This window comes from Gemmatimonadota bacterium, from assembly GCA_016704275.1.
Classification (GTDB): Bacteria; Gemmatimonadota; Gemmatimonadetes; order Gemmatimonadales; family GWC2-71-9; genus Palsa-1233.
In genome coordinates this window covers 432,077-451,310 of record JADJAK010000003.1, presented here as the reverse complement: position 1 = coordinate 451,310, position 19,234 = coordinate 432,077, and the positions used below count along the sequence as shown (strand labels likewise).

Below are 19,234 nucleotides of genomic sequence, written 5' to 3'. Positions count from 1 at the left end.
CAGCCAGCGCGACGACTGAGTGGTCAACGCACGACGATCGTTCCACGCGCGCCCGAATTGGGGTCGATATAGCGATACGTCCCGGCCGTGGTGAAGATCGTCTCGACAATGGAGAGGCCCGCGTAGGGGAATCGTCCGCCGACGAACAAGGGCGCACCATCCGGCTCGATGGAGTGGTCCTCGTAATCGAAGATGCTCATCTGCCAGCGGACCGTCGCGCCAACGGCGACCGTGTCGACGGCGGGAGCCGTGCGATTCCACCCGCTGACGAAAATGAGGGTGTTCGTGTTGAGGTAGATGGTCGCGAGCGGAGGCTCGACCACGAGGTTGAAGCGCGCGGCGAGGCCATCGGCGACGCTGGCCCGAACCACCGCGCTGCCGGTGCCCGGCACCGCCCCGACCACGCGGGCGACGCTGCGGCCGTCGCTCTTCGTGGCCGGATCATTCAAACTAATCATCACGGGACCCTGCTCGACACTCCAGACCACCGGTACGCCGGCCACCACGTTGCCGAATCGGTCGCGTGCCGTCACCGACAGCGGCTGGAACGCGGTCCCGTACGGTGGCAGGCTCTGGGCATTACCGGCCGTGGCCTCGAGGGTCACCACCGGCCCGGTCGTTGCCGTGGCGAGGAAGTTCACGGGTCCGGATCGATTCCCCTGGACGCGCGCGGTGGCGATGTACGTCCCCTTGCCCGCCCCGAGAACCCATCGCGCCGTCGCGATCCCATCCACGCCGGTCACGGTCGAGGGAAAGAGTGTGCCGCCAGCGGTCTCCCATTCAACCGGGATCCCCGCGATCGGCTGGCCGTTTCGCGTGACGGCCACAGCAAGGGGAATCGGCAGCTGCTGCCCGACCTCGGCCACCTGCTGCGTGGTGGACGGGACCACAAACGCGTTGACCGCCGGGACGGCAGTCGCCGTGAAGGTCACCTGCTTGGCCTCAGGAGCGTCGATCTTCGCCGTGACCTGCACCTCCCCTGTCTGCTCCCCCAGCTGCCACGTCGCCTGCGCCTGCCCGTACTCGTCGGTCACCCAACTGCGCGGCGTGAGTGTTCCGTTCACTCCACTCCAGCTGACCGGAACCCCCGGCGCTGGGTGCCCATCGAATCGAACTTCCACCAGCAATGGGCGAAGCAAGGAGGATCCGGTGATCCCCTCCTGCTTGTCCGTCAGGGGAATCGCGATCATCGTCACCACCGGCGCTGGTGGCGGCGGATCGGCTGGGGTGGGGGAATCACCGCAAGAGGCCACGGCAATGCCCACGCAGGCCAACGGGGGGACCCAGAAGCGAAGACGCATGCAGGCCTCACAGGGGGGGATGAACAACGATACTCGAAGGTACTGGTAGACAATAGGTGGTCGCCGGAGCACGGTATGGCCCGGCACGCAGAAACCGCCGCACCGGGAATTCCGATGCGGCGGTCTTGTCTTGCGGTGCTACCGGTGGATCAGTTGCCGAGCGCCTTCTTCAGCGCGGCCGCGCCGCCGAGCACCGGCAGCGTCACCGAGGTGCCATCGAGGTCGATGGTCAGTTCGGTGCCCGGCGCCGGGTGGATCGTGAAGCCCAGAGTCGCTGGAGAAGATCATCAGGCCGAGCTGCTGGCCGGGCTTGATGATCTGGTCGTCCGGCTGGAGCGGGAAGGTCACCGTGACGAACTTCCCGGGCACGAGCGGCTCGCCCGGCTTCTTCGAGGTGAAGTCGGCGGCGCCCTTCAGCGCCTTGTAGTTCTGCGGGTCCGCCCAGCCGCGCGTGACGACGCCGACCTGGCCGGCGCTACCGATGTTCGCCGGCTCGAACGGCAGCGTGACGAGGTACACCGAGAGGTTCGCGGCGGCCTTGCTCGACGCCAGCTTCAGCGTGACGAGCGTCGTCCCCGAGAGATGGATCGAGTCCTTGAGGATCGGCAGCGCGTAGAGCAGCCGATTCGGCGACGACGCGGCCAGCGCCATGTCGCCCGGCTTGACGTGCCAGTCGTCGACCAGCTTCTCGACGCCCTGCTTCCCCGTCGTCATGAAGGCGAGCGCCCCGACGCCGTTGCCACCCTTGGCCAGCTTGAGCTTGACCGGCTTCGTGCCCGGGATCGGGAAGTCGGCGGAAGGTGGGCGCTGCGGGCCCCGCGGCCGCCACCGGCGACCGTGGCGGTTGACTGCACGATCATCGCGCGCGGGAGATTCTCGACGCCATTGTCGACACCATAGAGATAGTGCGCCCACCACTTGTTCTGGATATCGGCCGGCGGCGGCGCGCCGTGCCCGCCCTGGCTCATGTAGATCTTCGACGACTTGTTGATCTTCTTGAGCGCGTCCCACATCCGGGTGCTATTGTCGGGCATCACGTTCCAGTCGTTGAAGCCGTGGGCGAAGAGCACCGCGGCCTTCACGTTCTTGATGTATCGGTCTGGTCGCGCAGCCCCAGCCGTCGTTGTAGTCACCCTTCTCGCGGTCCTGGAAGCTCTTGAACTCGCCATCGCGCCAGATCGAGTCGCACGCGGCGCGCACGCGTCCGCTGTGGATGAAGTCATAGAGGACGTCGATGTCCTCGCCGAGGTAGCCACCGGGCGAGCGCACCAGGCCGTAGCTCCGGTAGTAGCGATAGTTGGAGGTGTTAGGCGAGATCGGGATGATCGCCTCGAGCCCCTTCACACCGGTGGTCGCGGTCGCCATCGGCATCGCGCCCTCATAGGACGTGCCGTACATGCCGACCTTGCCGCTCGACCACGACGTTGCCGACACCTGCTCGTTGCCGTCGACCGAGGTGTAGCCCTTTGCGCGGCCGTTGAGCCAGTCGATCACGAACGAGGCGGAGGTCCGCTCGGAGGTGTCGCCCGAGCTCGGGCAGCCCATCGACAGCCCGGTACCGGCCTGCTCGGCGGCAACGGTCGCGAAGCCGCGCGGGACCCACTGCGTGGCGTAGCCGACACGGAGGGGCGGGTTCTCCATGAACGCGCGCTTGGGGACATCGGTCCGCTTCGGGCCCGGGACGCCGAGCTCATGCTCGACGTTCCAGTTGGCGGGATTGTTGGTGGGGCCGATGTAGGGCGAGGCCAGCATGATGATCGGCACCTTCAGACCCGCCTTCTCGGCGGCCCCCGGCCGGACGATGTCGGCATGGACACGGTCCATCTTGCCGTCGCGGTCGGAGTCGAAGTTGGTCTCGACCCAGACCCGCTGCTTCACCATCTGCGCGGTGTCGGCGAACTCGGTGACCGGCATCACCATGCCGTCCTTGATGATCGGTCCGATCTTCCCCATCGTCGCCATCGCGGAAACGGGAGCGATCGGAGCGGGGCCGCCGGCGCGGCCCTGAGCGGCGAGCGAGGTCGTTCCGGCGAGGGTCACCACCGCGAGCATGGCGGCGTGACGGCGAATGGTCATCGTGGGCAAAGGCAGTGACATGCTGAGGCACCCAGCTGAGGGAGGAACGAATTGAAACGTATGGGCGAGATCGATAGTTGACCGGCAAACCATCGTGGCGGCGTCAACAATCACGAATACGCCGCCGGGGCGCAACTTGTTGTGTCTGGCGCGATCCGCAGGCGGATGGTATCTCGGAAGGGTGGTGTGCAGCTGCCGCAGGGCAGCTGTGACCGACGACTTTGAGCGCCAGCGCCCCGTGATGGCGCCCCGTCGCACGTCGTCCCCATATAGCTTCCCTCGGCTCCCCCGACCCGGCACCTGAGAGGTCTCCCATGAGACTGCCGCTTCTGTTCGCGCTGCTTGTCGGACTCCCTGCCGCCGCGCGTGGCCAGGATCGCCCGACCCTCGACGATTCCCTGCTTCGCTCCTACGCCCAGGCCACGCCCTGCCCGGCACAGCCGCCGGCGGCCTGGCTCAAGGGTGACTCGGCGATAGCCCGCAAGCCGACTTGCACGGTCGTCGCGATGGCGGCGGCACGGCTGGCCGCAGACCCGGATCCCGTCGTTCGCGCATTGGGGGTGTCGCCCACGTGCGTCTCCTCCATCGGAATGAGTGGATGGGGGCAACCGACCCCGATGTATCGGACCGATCAGCCGGCGCAGCGGGTATCGAGCGGCCCACGGAATACTTCGCCCTCTGGGGAGTCACCTTTATCGACAAGGACTCAAACCTGGTGTACGTCTCCGTGAACCGATTTTCTGGCGCGGTCACCCACCGAACGCGAGCCATCGACGCGCGGAACCCGGCGCCCAAGGCATGCCAGCGATGAGGGTTGTCGCGACCGCAATCATCGTCCTCCTGTGGCGCGGGGCGCACGGCCTCGATGCCCAGCGCGTCGTGACCCGCGATAGCGCCGGCGTGCGGATCGTCACCTCGCCGCCGCGGAGTAAGCCCCCGGTGGCCTTTCGGGTGGGACCACAACTCTGGGATGTCGGTGGCCTCAACGACGATCCAGCTCGCGAGCTCGGCCGAGACGGTGGCCATCACGCCGTCGTGCTCTCGAATGGCACGATCGTGGTGAGCGACCGGACGCGTATCGTCTATTTCGATGCGCGTGGAAGTTCATAGGCAGTGTTGGTCGCAAGGGCGGCGGACCTGGCGAGTTCGAGCTGGTCGGCGCCATGTGCGTTCGCACCGGCGACACGCTTCAGGTGAATGATGGCGGGATCCATCGAACGACCATCATTACCCCGGATCGCGCGATCGCGCGCATCGTTCCCGGGCGACGGACCGGCGAACTGAAGGGCTGCCTCGACACGAAGTGGACGATCACCACCGAGCTCTTCCCGAAGGGCGACGGCTGGACCCAGTGGGTTCACGTGCGCGGAGTCGCTGACGATGGGGTGCCTCGGGTGGATTTCGGCGACTTCCCCCTTCGAGGCATGGGAGTCGCCATGCGGACGGGTGCGCTCGCGGGCCACGGCAGTCGACTCGCGCTGGGTAGCGGGATCGAACCGAGTGTGGAGGTCCACGACACCACCGGACGGCTCGTCCAACTGATCCGCCTCGACGAAAAGCCCGCATCCATCACGGCCGCAGAAATGGAGGCGGGCGTCGGCATGACCCAAGGTGCCAACCTCAAGACAGGGGCAAGCTTCAAGGTCCCCACGCCGAAGGGCGCTCCGATGACATGGCCGGCCTACGGGGAACTGCGCTATGACCCGCTCGGCCGACTCTGGATGGAGGACTACACCAAGCAGCTCGGCACCGGCTGGTGGACCGTCTTCGCGGCGAGCGGAGAGTCGCTCGGCCGGATGCAGCTACCGAAGTCCGCGAAGGGCACGCCCCCACTGGTGGTTGGCTTCACGCGGGACGCCGTCCTTGTCCGCCGGCTTGACGACGACGGCGCCCCGCACGTGACGGCGTACCGCCTCATTCCCGTCAACCGCTAGACTTCAGCGCCCGCTCCGCTCCATCGGGGCGACCTCAGCCAGCATCCTCGGGCGAACCCCCTCCTCGACGGTCGGAAGCCCCTTCGAGGCCGTTGTCGACATCGTTGCTGACCAGTTCAGTCAATTCCACGGAGTATGTGATGCTCACCGCTGCTCGACTGACCGCCTTTGCCGCGACTACCCAGCCCGACCTCGCGCGCGCCTTCTATGGCGAGACGCTAGGGCTGCGACTGATCACCGAGGATGACTTCGCGCTGCTTTTCGACGCCAACGGCACCGACCTGCGCGTGCAGAAGGTCCGCACCGTGCAGCCCGCGGAGTACACCGCGCTCGGCTGGCAGGTCCCCGAACGGTACCCCTACTTCGAGCAAGACGCGGACGGCATCTGGGACGCCCGGCGGCGCGTGGCGTGGTTCGGGGACCGGATGGCAACCTGTTGTCTGTGGTGACGGTGCCAACATCATGATCGCGACCGGCCCTGCACGGATCGGCCTGATCGCACTCCTCTGCCTTGCTGGCGTGCTGCACGATGGCGTGGCCCAGGCTGGCCTCGCCAAGCCCGTCATCGGCAAGCTGCCGAATGGTGCGATCAGCGTGGTGAACACCGGGCCGAGCCGCTGGGTGGACACCAACGGTTGGAAGCTGGTGTATGAGCGCACGGTGCAGCCGGCCGAGGGCGAGCCGGGTGTGCTCCTGAGAGCCCGTAAGCACGGCGCTTCCGCCGGCGGATATCTCGCCACGATCGATTTCCGCAATGTCGCGGTTCGGCTGTACGGCCCCGACGGCAAGTTCCTTCGCGCCATCGGGCGACGTGGAGAGGGGCCGGGCGAGTATCGCGTCCCCTTCGCCGCGTTCTTCAAGGACCTCTACGTGTATGACCCGCAGCTTCGCCGCGCATCGGTGTTCACCGTCGACGGCAAGCTGGTCCGCACCGTAGCCACCACGGCGAACGACCAGTACCCGATTCACTTCGACGCGCGAGGGATGATGGTGCTCCGCGCGAGCACATTCACTCGCACGCAAGTGACGGCCCGATGGGTGTACCAGACGCGCACTGGCCAGAAGCTGGACTCGATGGTGGCCCTCGGGTGGCTCGACGCGAAGTCGTGGAAGTACGTAGGGGGAGAGGGACCATCTGAGTGGACCATCCCTTTCCCTCCCACCAACATCGAGCAGCTGCTCCCGACGGGAGGAGCAGTGATCGGCCGCACGGACGACTATGCACTGGTCGTCACCAGGACCGGAACCGATACCGTGCGCCGTTTCTCGCGCGTCAATCCCCCGCTGGTCCGGATACCGGAGGCCACGCGCGATTCGGCGCTGCAGGCAAATGTGCGCCAGCAGCCGAAGCTCCGCGGGATCGCGCGCCTCGAGGATGTTCCGACGCACTACGCCCCGTGGCGCGGTGTGTACCTCGACGCGAGTGGCAACTTCTGGGTGCATGCGCGCACCGAGAGATCCGACCGCACCAGATTCGATGTCTACACGCCCGACGGTGTGCTGCTCGGAGCGGTGGTCGCCCCAATCCCGGCCGCGGCCACCGTGAACTTCCACGGCGACCGGCTTGCGGTGATCGATACCGATGCCGACGATCTACCACGGATCCGGATCTTCCGGATCGATCGCCGCGGGAAGTAGCGTGAACCGCTCTACCACCCTCCTCGACGCCGCCGACCTCACGGTCAGCCGCTTTGACCACCCTCCGCACGAGGTGCACGACGACCCCGACCGCGAGGAGGGCGGCCACTATGGCATCGCGTTCGTGCAGGAAGGGTGCTTCGGCATCGGCACGGCGTGGCTCCACCCGGGGGCCGTCCTGCTGACGCAGCCGGGAGTCGCAGTCGCCTGCCGGCACGATTCGTCGTATCCCACGGATGTCTGCATCGCCGTCCGCTACAACGAAGCGGCCGCTGCGCCATTCGCGCATGCTTGGGCCGGGCGGGGTGGCAGTCGAGGCGACGACCGACGCCTCGGCTGGCGATGGTGCAGCGTCGCCTGGCGATTGCGATTGACGCGGCGGATGATTTCGCGGTCGAACGGTGGTCGCTCGGTGCGGTGATGGCACTTGCGGCGGAGAGCCAGGATGCGCGGGCCCGGGGTGCCTACGCCCCGCGTGCCGCCGACATCGACGCCGTCGTGGCCTGTTGCCGCGCGATCGAGCAGGACCCGACCTCGCGACAACTCGTCGCCGAGCGGGCGCGCGCCGTCGGGTTGAGCTCGACACGTCTGACGCATCAGTTCCGGCGGTACCTTGGCGTCTCGCCGCACCAGTATGTCCTGGGCTGGCGACTCGCGGCGGCCACCGAACTGCTCGATCAGGGCTGCTCCGTGTCGGAGAGTTGCTGGCGCTCGGGCTTCGACAACCTCAGCCATTTCTGCCGCAGCTTCCTGCGCGCGCTCGGCGTCCGCCCCTCTTCGTGGCGCACCCTCGCCCTCCCCGAAAGACGACGAAAAGTGCAAGCCATGCGGAGGGCCGTCCTCTAGGATTCCGGCTCACTCCAAGGAGGATGTATGCGGCATGGCAACATTCTGGCACTGGTGCTCGCGGTGAGCGGGCCCGGTACGATGGCGGCGCAGGGTGCGCCGAGGGTCGCGGCGCCGCTCCCGCCCGCAGAGCTCAAGGCGCTTGAGGCGATTCGGAAGGATGTCTGGGTCCACTGGTTTACCGGCGACACGGCCGGACTGCGACGGGTGCTGCCTCCCGAGCTGATCGCGATCAGCCCCGATGGTACCCCGTGGCAGACGCTCGAGCAGACGCTCGAGGGCTCGATCAAGTTCAAGGCGGCGGGCAATCGATTCATCTCGGTGACGTTTGAGGGGACGACCGTTCATCGCTTCGAGGCGGTGGTGGTGATGTTCTCCAGCTACGCCGTAGTGACCGAGCGCGCCGGGCAACGGAACAGGCAGCGGGGCCGAGCCACTGAGGTGTTTGTCCGGAAGGATGGACGGTGGGTGCATACCTCGTGGCACCTGGACGTCACTTCATGATCTGACCAGACCGTCTTTAACTGCCCCTGGAGTATCGCCATGGCAGGTGCCGATCGAGCCATCGGAGTATCCTGGGTGCGGTGGGTCACGGTGTTTGTCATGACGATAGCGGGGTTGGCACCGAGCCTGCCGCTGCCCGCTCAATCGACACGTCCGCAGCCGCCCTCCAAGTGCGTGAGCACGGATCACTATCTGACCTGCGGTCTGATGGCCGGCAACATTGACGACATTCTCTACGCGCGCGTTGGTGACGGAAGGCGCGAGATTCGATTCTGGGCGTCCGGTGCCGGCGACCCAGCATATCTGTTGATCTTGCGCCAACACCGCGACTCCGTCTCGGGACAGGTCGTGCTGCTGTGGCATCCGTCCGCTCGGGGTGATTCCTTCGTCAGGGAGTCGTGCGGGCAGCAGTGGTGGAACGATGGCGGCGGCGCCTGCATTGCGAAGCTGAGTGCTCCTCGCGACTGGAAGGACATCCTGGCGCAGCTCGACGAGGCGGGGTTGGCCATGGTCCCGGGCACCCCGGTTCCGACCCGTCCGTGCCCACCTCTGGATTCGGTACCCGGGCAACCCCGTCGGCCGCGCATCTGCGGATTTGTGACCGGCGGGGATTCCTACGTCCTCGAGGTGCATACGCTCACGACCTCCTGGCGATATAAGTTCCCAAGGCTGCCGGATACACTGACGCCAGGGTACCCGCGCGACAGGAAGATCCTAGACCTCCTGACCTGCGTCATGCAGAAGTGGGGCGACGGACCCTGTCTCGAGGACCGGAGACCGTAGATGCTACGCTTCCGCTTCGTGCTGGCACTCCTCGCTACGACCGCCCCCCCAGCGGCGGGACAGTTCATGGAACGCCTGCCGTGTGCTGGCGGCGACTTCTACGCGCCATGCGCACTCACCGCCGGCCGCATTCCGGACCTCCGCACGATGTACTTCAAGGCAGGAGAGCGGGAGATCCGCTATTCGTCGGTCTATGGGAGGGACTCACACAGCCGTCTCCTGGTGATCCACGAACGCGATGGGATCGTCACCGGGCGACTCTTCCTGGTGATGTACTCCAACTTGATGGGCAGCCAGTTTGCGCAGGAGAGTTGCCTCGACCAGTACTGGGTTGGCAGACAGGGCATCTGCGTCCGCCGCCCGGCCGCCGAGGAACCCGATTGGGCGGACGTGCTGCGCCGGCTCGATGCACTGGGAGTGGCCGAGTTGCCGTCGTATCCGGCGCCCCCCTTCCCCGAAGACACCACGCCGCTGCCGCCGACCAAGCCCGGCATGCTGCCGGTGGACCGGGTCTCGCGGATTCTGTGGGACGGGCCGAGCTATTCCATCCAACTCCGCAATCCTGAGCTGTACTGGAGTTACCAGGTGCCGTCAATGCCGGATCCGGCCGCTCGAGCGTCCAAGCGAGACGCGGAGATCGTGCGCCTGCTGGAGTGCACGGTCGCGAGCTACGGTGGTGGTGCGTGTCGCGATGACCGGGACCGGTAACAGATGACCGCTTCGCATCGCCTTGTGGGACAGGGCGGGATGCTCCCGCGAGTTCTCGCGCTGCTGGTGGTTCCGGCAGCGTTCGTCGTGGTGGTGTTGGGTGGGTGGCTAGCCAACGGCGGCCCCAGCATGACACGGGATGCTGGCATGGGATTCGGCGTGATCACGCTCTTCCTGATCCCGCCGTTCGTGATCAGTCTCCTCGCCGTGCCGATCTGCTATCCGCTGCTGCGCGGCGTGCCACTCCGCCGCCTGTTGATGTTCTCGGGTGTGGTGCTCCTCGGATATGTCGTAACGACCGCCCTCCTCGGCCTGCTGATCTTCGCTGGGCTCGGGCCACGCGACGGCGGACTGGCCGACTCGCTGACATTCGCCCTCCTTCCGTTTGCCCCGATCGTGCTGGCGCTGACGCTCGGCTATTTCGTGGCAAGGCGGGCACCGCCTGAGCCCTCGACCACGGCCTGACGCACCCCCGCCCCGCCGGGGTTCCGCCTCCGCCACATCCGAGGCAGATTCTCCCCTCACGACCCACTCTCAGGGAGGTCCAAATGAACGTGTTTGCGGTGATCACCCTCGCGACGCTCGCCATCGGGGGCCCCGGCCCCGACTGGCTCCCGCTCCGCTGGCAGGCGACGAACGGCCCCCGAGACGTCGACTTCATGGTCAGCAGCGTGAAGGTCACCGAGGGCATTCTGTCGGTCGCCGTCCGCCGCTCGCGCGAAGTGGCACTGAAGCAGGACCCGACCATCGCGCCGGAAACCAACCCCTGGACTTGGCAGGAGCTGCAGGTCGATTGCACCCAACCCCGCTGGCGCGTCCAGACGAGCGTCTCGCTTGGGAAGGATGGTCGCATGAAGAACGGCTATGGCGGCGATGGTACCTGGCTGCCGCTCGAATCGCCCAGCCTGGCAGAGGCACTCCGCAAACGGCTCTGCCCCGCGGCCTAGATCTCCCCAACCTCGGAGCAAGTAGATGCCCTCTATCAATAACGGCAACGTCGCCGACGGTGACGACTGCCGGGTCATCGCCGGCACTCACAAGGGCAAGTCCGGCACCGTGCGCGACATCAACACCAGCGCGGGTGGACATGTGACGATCACCGTGGTGCAACCCAACGGCGACCGCTTCAAGACCCTGGCCCGCAATGTGACTGTCGTGCCCCGTCCGCGCTGAACGCCCCCCGCCCACAACACTCCGACATTGGGACGTACGCTGCCCATGGCCGTAACCCTGAATGACGACGCGCAGAAGCAGGCGCTCGCGTCGATCGCCCGTTTCTGCGCGGATGAACTCGAGCTGGAGTTGAGCGGCGTCCAGTCGACGCAGCTGCTCAAGTTTCTCCTCGCCGAGATCGGACCGTCGATCTACAACAACGGCGTGGCGGATGCCGAGGCCTTCCTGCGCGATCGGCTCGCCGACCTTGAGGCGACCTGCTACGAGCCCGAGTTTGCCTACTGGCCCAAGGCGTCGTCGGTGCGCCGGAAGCGGTGATCGCCGCTAGACCACGTCCCTCGCCACCCGGACGATCGCCGCCACGCTCTTATCGACATCGGCGGCGGTCGTCGCCCACGACGACACCGAGATCCGCATCGCCGTCTTCCCCTGCCACAAGGTCGGACCGGCCCAACAGGTGCCTTCTTCCTGAACGGCCGCAATCACGCGGTGCGTCTGCTCCGGCGTGCCGAATGACACCAGCACCTGATTGAGCACCACCTCGTTCAGGATCTCGAAGCCTGCCGCGCCCAGTCCCTCGGCGAAACGGCGCGCGTGCACGCAGGTGCCATCGATCATCGCCGCGACGCCCTCCTTCCCCAGCGAGGACAGCACCGCCCAGACATCCACGCCGCGCGCTCGGCGCGACAGCTCGGGCGTGTAGTCCGAGGGGTTGCGCTCGGCGCTCGCCGTCGGCAGGTACGACGCGGTGACCGCCATCGCCGCTCGCAGCGCCTCCCCGTCCTGCACGAGGGTGATCCCGCTGTCGTAGGGCACGTTGAGCCACTTGTGCGCGTCGGTCGCCACCGAGTCGGCGGCCTCGATGCCAACCACGTGGTGCGCCAGCGCGGGTACTGCCCCAGCCCACAGCCCGAACGCTCCGTCCACATGCACCCACGCGCCACCGGCGTGCGCGTGGGCGATGATGGCCGGCAAGGGATCGAAGGCGCCCGTGTTGAGGTTGCCGGCCTGGGCCACCACGATCGTCGGACCGGTGATCGGTGGAAGCGCTGAGGCGATCATCCGCCCCTGGCCATCGACCGGAATGCGGACGATCCGATCGCGCCCGAGGCCGAGGAGCCCAAGCGCCTTCAGCACCGTCGGGTGCACCTCTTCGCCGACGATCACCGTGATGGGTGGTGCCCCGAAGAGGCCGTCGGCCTCGACATTCCAGCCCGCATTCGCGAGCACACGATGCCGACCCGCCGCGAGACCGCACAGGTTGGCGACCGTGGCCCCTGTGACGAACGCCCCCGCCGTGGTCGCCGGGAAGCCGAACAACTCGGCCAGCCAACGCAGCGCCACCCGCTCGATCACCGCCGTCCCCGGCGTGGCACGGTAGAGTCCGGTGTTCTGATCCCACGCCGTCGAGAGCCAGTTGGTGGCGACACTCACGGGCAGTGCACCGCCGATGACGAAGCCGAAGAAGCGCGGCCCCGCCATCGCCATCGTCGCGGGGGCGACCATCGCATCGAGGCGAGCGAGCACGGCGGCCGGTGCACTGCCCGAGGTGGGCATGGGCTCGTCCAGCTCACCGAGCCTGGCGACCGCCGATGCATCGGGGGCAACGGCACGGGAGCCGAGGCTGTCGAGGTAGCGAGTCGCGCGATCGGCCGCGTCCTGGAGGAGTCGCGCGGTGTCGTGGTCCTGGAGCGAAGGTGCGGTCATGGGCTCGGATCGTCGGGGTGAAGGTCAGCTCGGAAAATTGGGCTCCCGTTCCAGATGCGCAATCGCGCCGGCCAAGACGACATGTCGTGAATCAGTGAGTGGCGGCGCATCTCCCGATACACATCCACCCTCAGGAGCACGACATGTCGATGATTTCCCGCCGGTCCCTCTTCGCCACGGCCACCGTGGTTCTCGGTGCCATTGTGCTGGCCCCGCGCCCCGCCGCCGCCCAGGATGGGAAGAACTGGATCGCCACCTTGCACGGCACGCACCGCATGCTGTTCGATGCCCCCGCGACCGCCAACGGCGTGCCGCTGGTGCACCTGATGAACTACTACGACACCTACAACAGCGCCTTCAAGGTTGCCGACAAGGATATCGACGGTATCCTGACGTTCTACGGCTTCACGACCTTCCATGGACTGACCGATGCCATGTGGTCCAAGTACAACATCGGGGCCTTCCTGAAGGAGAACGACGCCAAGGGCGTCCCCTTCACCGCCAATCCGTGGCGTGCCGCTCCGACCGCCCTGGGCATGGTGCTTCCACCGGCGAGCATCGAGGCGATGCAGAAGCGCGGTGCGACATTCCTCCTCTGCAACAACGCGTTGCAGATCCTCTCGGGGATGCTTGCCAACGCCCAGGGCCTCGACCCGAAGGCGGTCTACGCCGACATGAAGGCGCACATCCTGCCGGGGGTCACGCTGGTGCCGGGGATGGTGATCGCCGTCGACCAGGCCCAGCGCGCGGGCATTTCCTATCACCGCCAGTAGTCCAGGTACGAAACCCACGTCCCCCTCACGCGCGTAGCTTTGGATGCGCGGGGGGCGGGCCGTGGTAGTCGCCTTCCGCGCGGGACCCCTCTTCCCCTGGAGGACCTGGCCGATGTCGCACCTGCGCCTGGAGAATCGCCACACCGGCGAAGTACTCGACATTCGCCGGACCCGCGAGCGTGGCGTCGAGTGCCTCGAACTCCGGGGGACCCTTCCACCGCGCAGGCGGCCGATCCCTCCCCACCATCCCGGAGCGCACCGCCGGTGTCCTCTGGCTGGATGGCCCCGCGGCATGGGGGAGACCTACCTGCAGGCCGTCTACGATGAACCGGTCCGGCCGATCATCCGCCCCGCCTGTTGCGCCACCGTGAACCAGCGCCCCCCCCCGGGAGGCCCGCCCCGTCTGGCGCGCCACCGCCGGCCCAACAGACCCCCCCCGACCCCGCCCCCCCCCCCCCCCCCCCCCCCCCCGGCCCCGCCCCCCCCTCCGCGATGGCCGCGTGCTGGTCGCCGGCGGATTTGCCGGAGTGTCACAGGCTGCAGTCAGTGCCGAACTGTACGACCCGGCCGCCAACCGCTTTCTGGCGCTGCCCCGCATGCTCGCCCCGCGCCACAGCCACACCGCGACCCTCCTGCGTGACGGCCGCGTCCTCCTGGCTGGCGGTTATGCCGCCGACGGCACGACGGCGTCGGCGGAGGTGTACGATCCCGTGACCCGGCGCTTTGTCGCCACGGGCGCAATGCGCGCGGCACGGGCCGGCCACATCGCCGCCGTGCTGGAGAATGGGAAGGTCCTGCTCGTCGGCGGAGTCGGCCCCGACTGGACCTTTCTGTCGAGCGCCGAACTCTTCGACCCGGCCACAGGGCGCTTCACCACGACGGGATCGATGTCCGTCGCACGGGAAAGCCACGCCGCGGTCCGTTTGATTGACGGTCGGGTGCTCATCATCGGCGGACACCGGGGTCGTCGGGCGGACATCACGCTATACGCCTCGGCCGAGGCCTACGATCCACGCAGCGGGACCTTCAGTCCCGTCGGAGGGATGCGGAACCGGCGGCACAAGCATGACGCCGTCCTGCTGCAGGACGGCCGAGTGCTGGTGATGGGGGGGTCGGACGAGCGCGACAATCGGGGCATGTATCGGAGCACGGAACTCTTCGATCCGCGCACCAACGCCTTCTCGGAGGGCCCCGAGATGCAGCGTGAGCGGTACAAGCATGTCGGCAGTGCCGTCGTGCTGCCGAACGGCCAGGTACTCCTCGCCGGCGGCGCCGCCGAGGCCGAACTGTTCACCCCCGCGACGAACCGATTCTCGCTCGTAGCTGGGGCGGTACCCGTCGCCGGCCTCTTCTCCGCGGTGGCGCTGATCGGCACGACGGACGTCCTGATCACCGGCGGCTACGGCCATGATCGCGGGCCACAGGCCGCCGCGTGGCGCTACCGGCCGTAAGCGCCGCTACGGCTTCCAGCTCGGCCAGTTGTCGGTGGCCGCGTCGTTGGTGATCCGCGTCAACCCGGTGCCGTCACGCTTCATCACGTGAATTTCGAAATTGCCGCTGCGGTTGGAGGTGAAGATGATGTACTCGCCGTCCGGAGACCACGCGGGCGAGGCGTCGCCCCCCGGGTGATCTGTCATCCGGCGCAGGTTCGACCCATCGGCATTCATCAGGTAAATCTCGGCGTTGGTCACCCCGTGGCGCGTCGTCACGAAGACAATCTCGTCGCGCGTCGGTGACCACGACGGGTCCTGGTCGGTCCCCGGACTCTGGTGTGTCAATCCGATTTCGCCAGCGCCGGTCGCGTCCACCGCCCACACGTCATACTGATTGCCCTCGACCGGGAGAACCGTGCGATTCGTCTCGAAGGCGAAGCGCAACCCATCACGCGACCACTCGGGATCGGAATCGACATAGCCGACGCCGAGGACCACCGACACTTTACCGGTACCATTGGCGGCCATCTTCCACAGGGAGCCGCCACTGCTCGAGGCCGTATAGGCGATCTGCGTCCCGTTGGGTGACCATGACGCGAGATTGTCGGTCTCACCGGGGTTGTTCGTGAGATTGGTGACGCCCGTCCCTGTCCCGGTCATCCGGTACACCTCGCCGTTGCCGTCACGCTCGCTGGTGAAGACGATCGACGCCCCGTCGGGCGACCAATCCGGCTCCATGTCATTGGTCGGCGAATTCGTCAGGTTGGCCAAGCCGCCGCCGTCGAACCGCGATCGATAGATCTCGTAGTTGCCGGTGCGATTCGACATCCAGGCGAACTCCGCCCCCGCAATCGCCGGCGCAATCACGCCGAAAGTCGCCGTGCAGGAATAGGAGGCTGCGGCGTTGACCGTGAGCTCGGTCGTGGCGGTACCAGCAGAGGCCGGACACCCCGCAGACCAGCCCGTGAACTGTGCCCCTGCCCCCGGCTCGGCCATCAGTTTGACGATCACGGGCGCCGTGTAGCCCCCAGTCGCGGAACACCCTGTCCCCGTTCCGCTGCAGGCGATCGCGCCGAGGGTCGCGTCGTAGCCGCTGCCGACAGGGACCGCGGAGATCACCCGGCCATTGCCCACAACCGTGACGGTCAGCACCGCGTCGCCGCTTGGCTCGTCGTCATCCGGGTCGGTTGGGCCGGGCGACGAACTGCAGGATTGCAGACAGAAGACCGCGAGGAGTAGCGGGATTGGACCGCGGACGATGCGCCCGATCCGGGAGGGAACGACGAGAGAGGTCACGGAACCAACCTGGATGAGTTGGGGTTCGGGGGGGCCGGGAGGCGAGCATAGGGATACTGCCCGGTACCGCGGTCCGCAAGCGACGCATGGCACCGCCAGGATGGCGCCATCTGCAGGCCGCGCCTACACTTGAGGCGATCCGGCTGCATCCGCCCCCACCACGATCGGAGCACCCCATGGCCGAGACAAAGACGAAACCGACGAAGGTCAGCGTGACCGCCTACATCAATGCCATCGAGGATCCCGAGCGCCGCAAGGACTGCAAGACCCTCGTGACGATGATGACCAAGGTGACCACAGCGAAGCCCAAGATGTGGGGGCCGAGCATCATCGGCTTCGGCAGCTACCACTACAAGTACGATAGCGGCCACGAGGGCGACTCCTGCGTCGTCGGCTTCGCGTCCAGGGCGGCGGCGATCAGCGTCTACATCATGGGCGACTTTCCCGACCGCACCACCCTCCTCGGCAAACTCGGCAAGCACAAGATGGCCAAGGCGTGCCTCTACATTCGCCGACTTGCCGACGTGGACCTCGCGGTCCTCGAGAAGCTGGTGGCCGGCTCAGTCAAAGCGATGACCACGCGCTACGGCAAGACCGGCTGACGAGACCCCTACCCACTCGCCTCGTGTCCGAGGCCCAGGAGTTTGCATGAGCACACGCCCCACCAGTTGCCCCAAGTGCAATGGCCCGATGGAAGAGGGCTTCGTCCTCGACAAGGCACACTACGGCTCTCCCACGACACCGGAATGGCTCGAAGGGAAGCCGGAGCGCTCCTTCTGGACGGGGCTCCGGACCAAGGGGCACGATCGCTACCACGTGATGACCTACCGCTGCGAGCGCTGCGGCTATCTCGAGTCGTATGCCGACTCCGCTCCCATCTGATGGCGACGTCCCGTCGGCATCATGCGCTGCTTCTCGCCCTGACCTGCCTGCCGGTTGGCGTGGCCGCCGCGCAGACGGCCACGCTCGAGTCCCTGGCCTGGCGCACGCCCGCACTGCGCAGCCTGCGGAACGTCGTGACCCAGGATTCGCTCTTTGCCCCCGCCCTGCTGGCCTGCCGGGCGGCGTCGATCGCGCTGCAGGGGCAGGTGGTCGCCAAGCTGCTGGAGGGCGCCGACTCGGCCGCCGCGGCACGGCACACGGCGATCCCCGCGGCCCAGTGGGATGTCACCTGCCTGCTGCGCACGGTTGACACGCTCCCTGGGCTGTTTAGCCGCCCTGGCAGCGTGTCTCGCATCGAGGAAGTGGTGGGGTTGGCTCGTTCAGGAGGACTGGGCGTCGCGCAGCGCCAGACATTCGCGGAACGGCTCGCGGCGGCCACGCCGGCGATGCCAACCACGCCTGCCGCGCTCAAGGACGAAGTGCGCCAGGAATACCTTGCAGACTTCGTCCGCGATCGGCTCGGCGAAGACGAGAGCCTCCGGCGCGGCCAACAACTGCCCGACCTGAGTCGGCCGCCGGCGCCGCTCTCCGTGATCATGCCACCCGCCAACTTCCCCACGTCGATGTTCGGAAAGCAGGTCGTGGCGACATTCCGCCTTGGCCCTGACGGCGTCGTGGAGATCGTCTCGATGCAGCCCGAGATCGGCGATTCGACCTACCGGACGGCGCTGCTGACCACCTTCATGCGCTATCGGTTCCGCCCCGCCACCGACCAGCAGGGCCGCCCCGTCGGTGGTACCTACGTCTACACCTTCAGCTTCAACCGGGGGACCCGCCCCTAGTCACTCCGACTTGACCGATCCGACAAAGAGGATCGGCATGGTCGGCGTGGTCGAGCCGCCCGTCGGCTCCATCGTGACCGCGCTCGCCGCCACCGTGCCCGCGGGCAGCGTCACCTGCTCGATCAACGCGCGACCCTGGGCATCCGTCTGGAAGGTCACCGACGGCATGGGTACGCCATCGACGATGAACCAGAGTTGATAGACCTTCCCCGCTGGCGCCGTGTCGAGCGAGGCAATCGAGAGCAGCGCACTCTTTCGGACGCGATCGAGATAGACACGCACCGTCGGCTTGGCAGCGCCCGTCGAGGCGAGTGTCACCAATTCCACCCCCGGGTCCATCAGCCGCGCCAACAATGCCTCCCGCTCGGCCAGCGTGGTCGCCGTCTGCGCGGCGAGTGCCTGCGCCGCAGCAGTGGCTTCACGCTCGCGGTTGAGCTCACGCGACTGGACGGCGAGAACGCCGAGTGATGCCGCCAGGCCGAGGCCCAACCAGAGCGGCGCGCGAGATGGCCGCGGGGAACGGATCGGCGTCACGGGCGTCTCCGCGACCGCTGGTGGCGCCTCGGGGAGCCGGACCGCCTGTGCCATGACGCGTGCCTTGAGCTCCGACGGCAGGCGGGTCGGCGTGCTGAGCGCGAAGTCGGCCAAGGTCGCGCGCATCTCATCGACTCGGCGGGCCAGCGCACTGTCCGTCCCCAGGCGTGCCTCGAAAGCAGCGAGCTCGGCACCGTCGAGCATGCCGAGGACGTACTCCTCGACCAGGTCCATCAGTGCGTCATTCGACAGGTCGCTCACGTGTGTCCCCCAGGCCCGAGCGCCGCGACCAGGTCGCGCATCTTGCGCAGCCCGAGGCGGAGGCGCGTCTTGACCGTCCCCAACGGCTCGTTGAGCCGCTCGGCAATTTCCGTCTGTGACAGCCCCTCGAAATAGGCCAGCTCGATGGCCGTGCGCTGCGCATCCGGGAGCACCAGCAGGGCGTCTTGAATCCTGCGTGAGCGCTCGTCTGCCAGCACACCCGCGATCGGCGAGGCGAAGCCGCTCCCCATCGCCGGCGGCGCGGACGTCTCGGCCTCCGCGGCATCGGCCAGCTTCCCCCGACGCGACCGGGCCCGCAACAGGTCCAGAGCCCGACTCCTGGCGATGGTCACCAACCAGGCAGCGACGGACCCCCGCTCCCCCTCGAACCGGGCGGCCTCGCGCCACGCCTGCGCAAAGGTATCCACCACCACCTCTTCGGCATCGACTTGCTCCCGCGTGATGCGAAGCGCCAGACCGAGCAGGCCCGGAGCGTAGCGATCGTAGAGCGCGGACATGGCGGTCGCGTCCCCGCTTCTCATG

The 19,234-nt window shown here is 67.4% G+C and carries 22 protein-coding genes and 2 pseudogenes; 18 read left to right on the top strand and 6 right to left on the bottom strand.

What is annotated here, in order from left to right:
- Nucleotides 1-23 precede the first annotated feature (23 nt).
- Both IPG05_09760 and IPG05_09755 read right to left on the bottom strand, forming a co-directional pair.
- Nucleotides 24-1,064 carry a hypothetical protein gene (locus IPG05_09760; GenBank protein ID MBK6495372.1) on the bottom strand — a complete coding sequence of 347 codons (1,041 nt, stop codon included), beginning with the start codon at nt 1,062-1,064 and terminating at the stop codon, nt 24-26.
- Between the two features lie 386 nt (nt 1,065-1,450).
- Nucleotides 1,451-2,699: pseudogene (locus IPG05_09755) on the bottom strand (X-prolyl-dipeptidyl aminopeptidase).
- Nucleotides 2,700-4,184: 1,485 nt separating this feature from the next.
- Between IPG05_09755 and IPG05_09750 the strand changes: the two are divergent.
- From IPG05_09750 to IPG05_09690, 13 genes and pseudogenes are all read left to right on the top strand, one after another.
- Entirely contained in the window at nt 4,185-4,487 is a 303-nt protein-coding gene (locus IPG05_09750) for a hypothetical protein (GenBank protein MBK6495371.1), read from the top strand.
- 53 nt (nt 4,488-4,540) lie between these two features.
- Nucleotides 4,541-5,311, top strand: a complete 771-nt coding sequence (locus IPG05_09745; GenBank protein MBK6495370.1) for a hypothetical protein — start codon at nt 4,541-4,543, stop codon at nt 5,309-5,311.
- 140 nt (nt 5,312-5,451) lie between these two features.
- Nucleotides 5,452-5,777 (top strand): annotated as a pseudogene (locus tag IPG05_09740) (VOC family protein).
- The gene (locus IPG05_09735) at nt 5,774-6,949 is read left to right on the top strand and encodes a hypothetical protein (GenBank protein MBK6495369.1); all 1,176 of its coding nucleotides are present in this window, start codon (nt 5,774-5,776) and stop codon (nt 6,947-6,949) included. Before IPG05_09740 ends, IPG05_09735 begins: the two are co-directional and overlap by 4 nt.
- Nucleotide 6,950: 1 nt before the next feature.
- Nucleotides 6,951-7,370 carry a hypothetical protein gene (locus tag IPG05_09730; protein MBK6495368.1) on the top strand — a complete coding sequence of 140 codons (420 nt, stop codon included), beginning with the start codon at nt 6,951-6,953 and terminating at the stop codon, nt 7,368-7,370.
- Nucleotides 7,295-7,795, top strand: coding sequence for a helix-turn-helix transcriptional regulator (locus IPG05_09725; GenBank protein ID MBK6495367.1), 501 nt, complete (start codon nt 7,295-7,297; stop codon nt 7,793-7,795). The genes IPG05_09730 and IPG05_09725 overlap by 76 nt, the downstream gene beginning before the upstream one ends.
- A 27-nt stretch (nt 7,796-7,822) precedes the next feature.
- Nucleotides 7,823-8,299, top strand: coding sequence for a nuclear transport factor 2 family protein (locus tag IPG05_09720; protein MBK6495366.1), 477 nt, complete (start codon nt 7,823-7,825; stop codon nt 8,297-8,299).
- A gap of 39 nt (nt 8,300-8,338) precedes the next feature.
- Nucleotides 8,339-9,082, top strand: coding sequence for a hypothetical protein (locus tag IPG05_09715; protein MBK6495365.1), 744 nt, complete (start codon nt 8,339-8,341; stop codon nt 9,080-9,082).
- Entirely contained in the window at nt 9,083-9,790 is a 708-nt protein-coding gene (locus tag IPG05_09710) for a hypothetical protein (GenBank protein MBK6495364.1), read from the top strand.
- A gap of 3 nt (nt 9,791-9,793) precedes the next feature.
- Nucleotides 9,794-10,255, top strand: a complete 462-nt coding sequence (locus IPG05_09705; GenBank protein ID MBK6495363.1) for a hypothetical protein — start codon at nt 9,794-9,796, stop codon at nt 10,253-10,255.
- A gap of 83 nt (nt 10,256-10,338) precedes the next feature.
- Nucleotides 10,339-10,737: a hypothetical protein gene (locus tag IPG05_09700; protein ID MBK6495362.1), complete on the top strand. Its 399-nt coding sequence runs from the start codon at nt 10,339-10,341 to the stop codon at nt 10,735-10,737.
- A 25-nt stretch (nt 10,738-10,762) separates the two neighbouring features.
- Nucleotides 10,763-10,963, top strand: coding sequence for a KOW motif-containing protein (locus IPG05_09695; GenBank protein ID MBK6495361.1), 201 nt, complete (start codon nt 10,763-10,765; stop codon nt 10,961-10,963).
- Nucleotides 10,964-11,008: 45 nt separating this feature from the next.
- Nucleotides 11,009-11,281: a DUF2164 domain-containing protein gene (locus tag IPG05_09690; GenBank protein MBK6495360.1), complete on the top strand. Its 273-nt coding sequence runs from the start codon at nt 11,009-11,011 to the stop codon at nt 11,279-11,281.
- A gap of 6 nt (nt 11,282-11,287) precedes the next feature.
- Here the strand turns inward: IPG05_09690 and IPG05_09685 are convergent, their stop codons facing one another.
- Nucleotides 11,288-12,670, bottom strand: coding sequence for an aspartate aminotransferase family protein (locus IPG05_09685; GenBank protein MBK6495359.1), 1,383 nt, complete (start codon nt 12,668-12,670; stop codon nt 11,288-11,290).
- A 143-nt stretch (nt 12,671-12,813) separates the two neighbouring features.
- Here IPG05_09685 and IPG05_09680 point away from each other — a divergent pair, with 143 nt between their 5' ends.
- Both IPG05_09680 and IPG05_09675 read left to right on the top strand, forming a co-directional pair.
- Entirely contained in the window at nt 12,814-13,443 is a 630-nt protein-coding gene (locus IPG05_09680; protein MBK6495358.1) for a hypothetical protein, read from the top strand.
- Between the two features lie 527 nt (nt 13,444-13,970).
- A complete protein-coding gene (locus IPG05_09675) occupies nt 13,971-14,894 on the top strand; it encodes a hypothetical protein (protein ID MBK6495357.1) in 924 nt (307 codons plus the stop codon).
- Between the two features lie 6 nt (nt 14,895-14,900).
- On the opposite strand, the gene IPG05_09670 is transcribed toward IPG05_09675, so the two are convergent.
- Nucleotides 14,901-16,172 carry a PD40 domain-containing protein gene (locus IPG05_09670; GenBank protein MBK6495356.1) on the bottom strand — a complete coding sequence of 424 codons (1,272 nt, stop codon included), beginning with the start codon at nt 16,170-16,172 and terminating at the stop codon, nt 14,901-14,903.
- A gap of 176 nt (nt 16,173-16,348) precedes the next feature.
- Between IPG05_09670 and IPG05_09665 the strand changes: the two genes are divergently transcribed.
- From IPG05_09665 to IPG05_09655, 3 genes are read left to right on the top strand one after another with little or no spacing between them, the layout of a single operon-like run.
- Nucleotides 16,349-16,774, top strand: coding sequence for a DUF1801 domain-containing protein (locus IPG05_09665; GenBank protein MBK6495355.1), 426 nt, complete (start codon nt 16,349-16,351; stop codon nt 16,772-16,774).
- A 46-nt stretch (nt 16,775-16,820) separates the two neighbouring features.
- Nucleotides 16,821-17,054 (top strand): hypothetical protein, encoded by a 234-nt coding sequence (locus IPG05_09660; protein ID MBK6495354.1) that lies wholly within the window; start codon nt 16,821-16,823, stop codon nt 17,052-17,054.
- A complete protein-coding gene (locus IPG05_09655; protein MBK6495353.1) occupies nt 17,054-17,896 on the top strand; it encodes a hypothetical protein in 843 nt (280 codons plus the stop codon). The genes IPG05_09660 and IPG05_09655 overlap by 1 nt, the downstream gene beginning before the upstream one ends.
- Here IPG05_09655 and IPG05_09650 read toward each other — a convergent pair whose 3' ends face one another.
- Together IPG05_09650 and IPG05_09645 are read right to left on the bottom strand one after the other, a co-directional pair.
- Nucleotides 17,897-18,691: an anti-sigma factor gene (locus IPG05_09650; GenBank protein MBK6495352.1), complete on the bottom strand. Its 795-nt coding sequence runs from the start codon at nt 18,689-18,691 to the stop codon at nt 17,897-17,899.
- Complete coding sequence (locus IPG05_09645) at nt 18,688-19,233, bottom strand: sigma-70 family RNA polymerase sigma factor (GenBank protein MBK6495351.1); 546 nt, start codon at nt 19,231-19,233, stop codon at nt 18,688-18,690. The genes IPG05_09650 and IPG05_09645 overlap by 4 nt, the downstream gene beginning before the upstream one ends.
- Between the last annotated feature and the right edge of the window lies 1 nt (nt 19,234).

Coding starts and splice junctions, on each gene's coding strand:
- IPG05_09735 (MBK6495369.1), top strand. CDS start 5,774: ATGATCGCGACCGGCCCTGCACGGATCGGCCTGATCGCACTCCTCTGC.
- IPG05_09690 (MBK6495360.1), top strand. CDS start 11,009: ATGGCCGTAACCCTGAATGACGACGCGCAGAAGCAGGCGCTCGCGTCG.
- IPG05_09745 (MBK6495370.1), top strand. CDS start 4,541: ATGTGCGTTCGCACCGGCGACACGCTTCAGGTGAATGATGGCGGGATC.
- IPG05_09700 (MBK6495362.1), top strand. CDS start 10,339: ATGAACGTGTTTGCGGTGATCACCCTCGCGACGCTCGCCATCGGGGGC.
- IPG05_09695 (MBK6495361.1), top strand. CDS start 10,763: ATGCCCTCTATCAATAACGGCAACGTCGCCGACGGTGACGACTGCCGG.
- IPG05_09645 (MBK6495351.1), bottom strand. CDS start 19,233: ATGAGAAGCGGGGACGCGACCGCCATGTCCGCGCTCTACGATCGCTAC.
- IPG05_09655 (MBK6495353.1), top strand. CDS start 17,054: ATGGCGACGTCCCGTCGGCATCATGCGCTGCTTCTCGCCCTGACCTGC.
- IPG05_09665 (MBK6495355.1), top strand. CDS start 16,349: ATGGCCGAGACAAAGACGAAACCGACGAAGGTCAGCGTGACCGCCTAC.
- IPG05_09705 (MBK6495363.1), top strand. CDS start 9,794: ATGACCGCTTCGCATCGCCTTGTGGGACAGGGCGGGATGCTCCCGCGA.
- IPG05_09750 (MBK6495371.1), top strand. CDS start 4,185: ATGAGGGTTGTCGCGACCGCAATCATCGTCCTCCTGTGGCGCGGGGCG.
- IPG05_09660 (MBK6495354.1), top strand. CDS start 16,821: ATGAGCACACGCCCCACCAGTTGCCCCAAGTGCAATGGCCCGATGGAA.
- IPG05_09720 (MBK6495366.1), top strand. CDS start 7,823: ATGCGGCATGGCAACATTCTGGCACTGGTGCTCGCGGTGAGCGGGCCC.
- IPG05_09680 (MBK6495358.1), top strand. CDS start 12,814: ATGTCGATGATTTCCCGCCGGTCCCTCTTCGCCACGGCCACCGTGGTT.
- IPG05_09685 (MBK6495359.1), bottom strand. CDS start 12,670: ATGACCGCACCTTCGCTCCAGGACCACGACACCGCGCGACTCCTCCAG.
- IPG05_09710 (MBK6495364.1), top strand. CDS start 9,083: ATGCTACGCTTCCGCTTCGTGCTGGCACTCCTCGCTACGACCGCCCCC.
- IPG05_09715 (MBK6495365.1), top strand. CDS start 8,339: ATGGCAGGTGCCGATCGAGCCATCGGAGTATCCTGGGTGCGGTGGGTC.